Consider the following 7,228-nt stretch of genomic DNA (forward strand, 5'->3'; position numbering starts at 1 on the left):
AAATGAGTAAGAAAAAGCAAAGACGATTTGAAATAATAGTTACTGTAATTGCAGTTATCTTCCTGGTTCTGGCGTTTGTACCTATACTTACCATGCTTTTGCTGTCATTTAAATCGAATGCACAGATATATGGGGATTTCTTCTCACTGCCCCATCCGGTCCAGTGGAGCAACTATAATACGGCCATAGGAATGCTGATACCAAATATGATCAACTCACTTTTGGTAGTTGCCATTGCTACAATTATTACGGCGGTACTTTCAGCCCTGGGCGGTTATGTGTTTGCACAGATGCGTTTTCCAGGGAAAAATGTCCTGTTTTTGATGATACTGGCGCTTATGATGGTTCCGGGAGTCCTCACTCTGACACCCCAGTATGCGCTGATACAGGATCTGAAGCTCTATAATACGTGGTGGGCGCTTATTTTTCCCTGGGTGTCCGGAGGACAGGTATTTGGAATCTACCTGTGCCGCACATTTATGGAGAATATACCAAAAGAACTTTTTGAATCAGCTAAGATGGATGGATGTACTGAGTTAAAAGCAATGACCAGAATAGCTGTACCGCTTTCAAAATCAATCCTGGCCACAGTGGTCGTTATGAAGATGATAGATTATTACAATGATTTCATTTGGCCGCTGATGTCTGTTGAGAGTAACTCAAAGCAGGTCATTACCGTAGCTATCCGTGTGCTGCAGTCAGCGGCAGGAGCTACAGGAAATGCGGACCTGGGATCTCTGACAGCAGGATTTGTATTTGCAACTATTCCACTATTTATATTATTTATCTTTACTTCCCGTCTGTATATGGAAGGCCTGACATCGGGCGCGGTAAAAGGCTGATCGGGAATTAAAGGGACAGGAGACGAATATGAAGATAGGCCATTTAAGAGTCAGCCATTTGGAAAAGCCATTGGGCTTTTGGCTGGAAAAACCGGAGGTTTCCTGGATCGTAGAGGAATCCACAGGTAAGAAACAGGAGTCAGCGAGAATTGAAGTAAGCCTGGATGAAGAATTTGGCACGCTTGTCTATGACAGCAAGAGGAGGGAGGATATAAGCTCTCTTAGTGCACCGCTGGAATTTGAATGCATGCCCCGTACACGCTATTATCTCAGAGTTACAGTATGGGCCGATGACGGTGATACATGCACCAGCCCTGCCACCTGGTTTGAGACAGGCAAGATGTCTGAAGAATGGGAGGCAAAATGGATACAGGCGCCGTTTGACAAAGAAGTGCATCCTATTTTCCAGAGAACATTTCATATTCCCGGCAGGGTGAAGTCTGCACGCGCCTATGCATCAGGACTTGGGGTATATGAGCTTTATTTCAACGGGAAGAAAGCGGGCAATGAGTATCTGGCGCCTTTCTACAATGATTATAACCTGTGGGTGCAGTATCAGACATATGATATCACCGGACTTCTGACAGAGGGCGAGAATGCAGTGGGCGCTATGCTTGGAAACGGATGGTATAAAGGACGTTTCGGGTTCATGCCTGATATGAAGGAGCTGTACGGTGACAGGATGCAGTTTTTGGCTGAGATCAGGATTACTCTTGAAGACGGCACAGAGATGGTGATAGGTACTGATGAAAACTGGCAGTGCCATCCGTCACCTGTTCTGGAGAGCAGCATCTATAATGGTGAGGTTTATGATGCCAGAAAAGAGGTGGAGGGGTTTGCGCGGACGGACTGTGATATGTCTGATTTCGTTATGGTGCTTCCGGCAGATCAGCCAAAAGGAAAACTCATGGAACGCTTAAGCCCTCCTCTGACGATCCAGGAAAAGATCGTGCCTAAGCTGATCCACACGCCGGCAGGTGAGCAGGTGCTGGATTTTGAACAGGTCATGACAGGATGGATGGAGTTTGAATGCGATATTCCTGAAAATGCGGAGATCTATCTGCAGTGCGGAGAACTCCTTCAGCATGATAATTTTTATAACGAGAATTTAAGAACAGCAAAAGAAGAGCTGCGCTATATATCAAATGGGAAAAAAGCCCATGTGCGGCCTCACTTCACCTTCTATGGTTTCCGGTATATCAAGGTCACAGGATTGGAGGAAGTAAATCCGGAGGATTTTGCAGGGTATGTCATCCATTCAGATCTGGGCTATACAGGAAAGATTGAGACATCAAATGAGAAAGTAAATAAACTGATCCACAATGCACTGTGGGGGCAGAAGGGCAATTTCCTTGATGTGCCTACAGACTGCCCACAGAGGGATGAGCGCATGGGCTGGACAGGAGATGCACAGGCATTTGCGGCTACTGCATGCTTCAATATGTATACGCCGGCTTTTTACCGCAAGTTCCTCTATGACATGCTTTTAGAGCAGAGAGAGCAGGAGGGAAGTGTGCCCCATGTTGTACCTGATGTTCTTGGACAGATCCGTACCCTCACAGGTGTTCCGGATGAGATGCAGAATGGTTCATGTGCCTGGGGGGATGCGGCCACGGTTATCCCGTGGACACTGTATGTATTTTATGGGGATAAGAGCCTTCTGAAGGAACAGTATGAGAATATGAAGGCATGGACAGATTATATCAAAGTGCAGGATGATACAAGGTGCGGGGGCAGAAGACTGTGGAACTGCGGATTCCATTTCGCAGACTGGCTGGCTCTTGACAACCTGGACCGTGAGAGCAGCTTCGGGGGAACAGACTGCTATTACGTGGCATCGGCTTATTACTACTATTCTTCTGTCATGACAGCAAAGGCGGCCAGGGTATTGGGGAAGGAAGAGGACGCAGCTTACTATGGACAGCTGGCGGAAGAAGTAAAAGCAGCCATCAGGAAGGAATATTTTACAGAGACAGGAAGGATTGCCGTAGATACACAGACAGCTATGGTATTGGCTCTTTATATGGGATTTGTTCCGGAAGAACATAAAGACAGGCTGATTGCTGATCTGAAGAAAAAACTGGAAGACAATAAACTGCACTTGAATACTGGCTTTGTGGGAACGTGCTATCTGTGTCCGACCCTTTCTGTAAATGGTCTGGCTGAGTATGCATATACGCTCCTTCTCAATGAAGATTTCCCAAGCTGGCTCTATGAGGTCAACATGGGAGCTACGACAGTCTGGGAAAGATGGAATTCCGTAATGCCTGACGGACTTGTCAGTGATACTGGAATGAACAGCATGAATCATTACGCATATGGTGCGATTGTAGAGTGGATGTACCGCTTTATGGCAGGCATCAATCCGGTGGAGGATGCTCCCGGATTTAAGAAGGCAGTTATAAGGCCGCAGGCGGACAGAAGGTTTGAGTGGATAGAGGGAATGTATGAATCTGCATCAGGAACTTACAGGTGCGGATGGAAGCAGGAGGGGGACCAGATTACATATCAGGTAGAGGTTCCGTTTGACGCTGAGGCAGAGTTTATCATTGAGCAGGGGTTAAAAGAAGTGAAGGTAGATCAGGGTACGGCCAGCCTGCAGGCGGAAGAAGGAAAAATACTGCTTACAGCCGGTAAATACAAGATCACAGCAAAACGTTAATATTCTGGAGGATGGGGAAGATGAGGCTGGAGAAGGTAATAGCCCAAAAGGAAAAACTGGTATTTGTGATACCAGAAGCAAAGGATGGGGATATGGTGCGCATCAGAGAATGCGTGCCCTTCCTGGGGACGGCGCAGGAGAACGTGAAGGATCAGGAAGTGCCCGTAAAGGATGGCAGGGCAGCAGCAGAGAGATATGCGGACGGCAGGGATATGCTCGCACAGGAATTTGAAATCCGGGTGAATGGGGAAAAGGCCGATGGGGTGCGGCACGTGACGGATTTCGAGGGCGCTTCCTGCTGGGAGTATCCTTATCCTCAGCCTGAAACGAAAAAAACTCTGGGGGTATCAGGAGAAGACCAGAAGATCCTGGGCATTAAGCAGACTTTGATCAATATAAATCTCCCGGCAATAATGGCGGTCAATCCAGACCGTGAGACGATCAAATTCGAGTGCCAGGGCAAAACTTATCATTTTCTGAAAGACAAGGTAGACAAGATTGATGAGTTTATGGAGGAGTCACACAGCAACGGCCTGCTTGTCACAGCCATACTTCTGAACTCTCCCAGGCTCTTTGAGAGCGAGGGGGAGAAGGAGCTGCTTGACAAGGTGATCCATCCTGGTTTTGACTGGGATTGCAGCGAGACTTTTATCAGTGCATTTAATATGGAGCAAAAAGAAGGCCAGGATTATTACAGAGCTTTTATTGAATTCCTTGCCAGCCGCTATTCCAGAGAAGACGGCAGGTACGGAAGAATGTGCGGATTCATCATCTCAAATGAAGTAGACAGCCAGTATATATGGGGGAATGCGGGTGAAATGCCTGTGGAGCAGTATGTGCGTGAATATGAGGCTGCTCTGCGTCTGGCCTGGCTGAGTGCGAGAAAATATTATTCCAATTTCCGTGTCTATGTATCTCTGGACCATATGTGGACCAGGACATACAGAGTCACAGAGCCTCTGCGTTATTACCGGGGCAGGGATGTGATTGACTATTTAAACAAGTATTCGAAAGAAAATGGTGATTTTGACTGGGGCGTAGCTTATCATCCTTATCCGGAGAATCTGATGTACCCTGATTTTTATAATGACAGAAGTGCCGTCTTTGATTATGGGACAGAGCGTATTACTTTCAAAAATATTGAGATGCTTCCGGCTTATCTGTCTCAGGAGCAGTTCCTCTGCAAAGGCAGGGAGAGAAGGATCATTTTGTCAGAGCAGGGTTTTAATTCCAGAAATGAAGATCCCTATACTCTGAAGCAGGGGGCGGCATCATATTGTCTGGCATATCAGAAGGTGAAGATGCTTCCGACAATTGATATGATCACGCATCATGCTTATGTAGACAACAGATATGAGTTTGGGCTGAATCTGGGGATCAGACGGCTGAATGATGATGATACTCCCGGTGAGCCAAAGCCTATCTATTATGTGATGCGCGATATGGATACACCACAGGAGGCGCAGCGTGTGGAGGAGGCCAGGGAGTTTATCGGAAAAGAACTTTTTGACAGCCTTTTAAATCCTGTTATCACTTACGGGGATGCAGACCGTTCTAAAGAGTCTGAGTTTATGCAGTCGGCAGAAGAGTAGAGGACATAACAAATCCGGGGATAAAGCCAATGAGAGAAAAAATGCGGCAGTCAGATTTATTCCGTATGTCCTGGCCGGTGCTTGCGGAATTGATTTTCATCGGGATTATCGGCAATTTTAACCAGCTGATCATTAACGCATTCTCGCCGGATGCGGTGGCGGCTACAGGCAGTGCTTCGCTTGTCTTTCAGCTGGTTGTAAATGTTTATGGTATTATTTCAATAGGGGGCAGTATTTTACTGGCCCCTGTTATTGGTGCAAAGAAAAAAGAAGATGGCATACAGATGGCACTTACAATACTCATAGATACCATGCTGATGGGATTTGTGCTGGGGCTGGGATGCCTGCTGGCTTTGCCGCTCATTCTCAGGATGCTTCATATTCCGGCAGAGCTGACGTCAATGACGAAAGAGTATCTTGCTATTGTTTTAGGACTGTCCGTTTTTCAGGGGATGTTAAGTTCGCTTACAGCAGTGTACAGAAGTATGGGCAGAATGAAACTGGTGATGGTAAATGATGCGCTCGTTAACCTGAGCTGTGTCATTTTGAACGGATGTGTCCTGAGCTTTATTCCCGTGCACAGGCAGAGTATTTCCTTCTATGCACTAAATGGCATCCTGGCACAGGGCCTGGGAGTGCTGGTACTTCTGGCAGCCATGAAAAAGGATGGATTCTTCAGTTTAAAACTTAACTTTAAAAAGGTGAGGGAAATCCTCAGAAGGCAGTCAGGCAGAATTCTGCATTTTGGTATTCTGGGCGGTCTGGAGGGGATTGTCTATCTGATCGGACAGACGGTTGTAATGGGATTTGTGGGAATGCTGGGGACCCAGGCGATGACTGCAAGGGCATATGCCGCAAACCTTACTGCATATATGGCAGTGTTTACAAGTGCGCTCTCTACTGCCTGCGCCCCGCTGGTGGGTATGTATCTGGGAGAAGGCAGAATCCGGGACGTAGAGAGGATATGCAGAAAGGTGATCCGGCTGGGGATCGCTCTGACGGCTGTGGTCAGCGCAGTGCTGATGGCAGTCAGCGGTCCTGTCCTGAGGATATATACAAAAGATGCAGTGATGCTGGAAGAGGCATATAAGGTCCTGATCGTAAATATAATACTTGAACTGTTAAGGGCAATAGCGGGTCCGGCGGTGGCGGCACTGAAAGCAGTAGGAGATGTCGTTTATCCTTTTAAAATGGTAATTGTGGGGATGGCTCTAAATATTGGCCTGTCATATATTTGTGGTGTAGTTCTTGGGTGGGGGCTGACCGGCATATGGACAGGTTATATTACAGACATGCTGTTTCGGAGTGTGATGTGCTGGATGCGTTTTAAGAAGGGAAAATGGCATAATATCAGAATGTTCTAAATTTAGTAACTATTCATCAGGTCTGTGCATTTACTGCACAGACCGTAAGAAAATGATTCAAGGGTGCAAAAATCTCATCGCCGAAGGCGATTTTAAATGGATTTTTGCATGTAACTGTGAAGGAACTGAATAGTTACTTAATTTAAATGTATAATTTGAGTAAATCAGTTAATACTTTATTTGACAGCCCGGGAGCTGGTAAAACAGGTCCCGGGAAGTGTCTAAATCCAGGTGGTTTTGCGGCAAAAATGAGATGTAGAAAATTTTTTGAAAAATGTTTGAATTTATTGTTGACAGAACTTGGGAATGATGGTAGAATGTTTCTTGCGCTGAAGTGAGTGTGATTCGAAAGAAACAAGGCTCAAAAGCAATTTATACAACCAAATGGAGAGGTATCGAAGCGGTCATAACGAGGCGGTCTTGAAAACCGTTTGTCCGAAAGGGCGCGTGGGTTCGAATCCCACCCTCTCCGCTCATCAAAAACGATGAATAGTTATGTTGCGATTAAGGCAATTTGGAGAAGTACCCAAGCTGGCTGAAGGGGCTCCCCTGGAAAGGGAGTAGGTCGTTAATAGCGGCGCGAGGGTTCAAATCCCTCCTTCTCCGCTCGACCAAAACTTTTAAAAAACCTGAAAAAAGTTGTTGACAAGAAATGACAACTGTGGTAATATTTAAAAGCTGGTCAACAGCAAGAAACACAAAGAACCTTGATAATTGAATAGTGAGACAACCTTGAAAATTCAAGAGAAAATTCAAGAACAGATGGAA

4 protein-coding genes and 2 tRNA genes are annotated in these 7,228 nt (G+C 46.2%); all 6 read left to right on the forward strand.

The features are described from left to right. The first annotated feature begins 2 nt into the window (after positions 1-2). The gene (locus tag NSB28_RS24435) at positions 3-842 is read left to right on the forward strand and encodes a carbohydrate ABC transporter permease (protein WP_109748807.1); all 840 of its coding nucleotides are present in this window, start codon (positions 3-5) and stop codon (positions 840-842) included. Positions 843-870: 28 nt separating this feature from the next. Continuing rightward, positions 871-3,504 (forward strand): alpha-L-rhamnosidase, encoded by a 2,634-nt coding sequence (locus NSB28_RS24440; protein WP_109748808.1) that lies wholly within the window; start codon positions 871-873, stop codon positions 3,502-3,504. A gap of 20 nt (positions 3,505-3,524) precedes the next feature. Continuing rightward, the gene (locus NSB28_RS24445; protein WP_109748809.1) at positions 3,525-5,096 is read left to right on the forward strand and encodes a DUF5722 domain-containing protein; all 1,572 of its coding nucleotides are present in this window, start codon (positions 3,525-3,527) and stop codon (positions 5,094-5,096) included. Positions 5,097-5,125: 29 nt separating this feature from the next. Beyond that, the gene (locus tag NSB28_RS24450) at positions 5,126-6,460 is read left to right on the forward strand and encodes an MATE family efflux transporter (RefSeq protein ID WP_109748810.1); all 1,335 of its coding nucleotides are present in this window, start codon (positions 5,126-5,128) and stop codon (positions 6,458-6,460) included. Between the two features lie 386 nt (positions 6,461-6,846). Continuing rightward, a tRNA-Ser gene (locus NSB28_RS24455) sits at positions 6,847-6,932 on the forward strand. Between the two features lie 44 nt (positions 6,933-6,976). Further along, positions 6,977-7,066 (forward strand) — tRNA-Ser (locus NSB28_RS24460). Positions 7,067-7,228 lie beyond the last annotated feature (162 nt).

It is taken from the genome of Murimonas intestini (genome assembly GCF_024622195.1).
Lineage (GTDB): Bacteria > Bacillota > Clostridia > Lachnospirales > Lachnospiraceae > Murimonas > Murimonas intestini.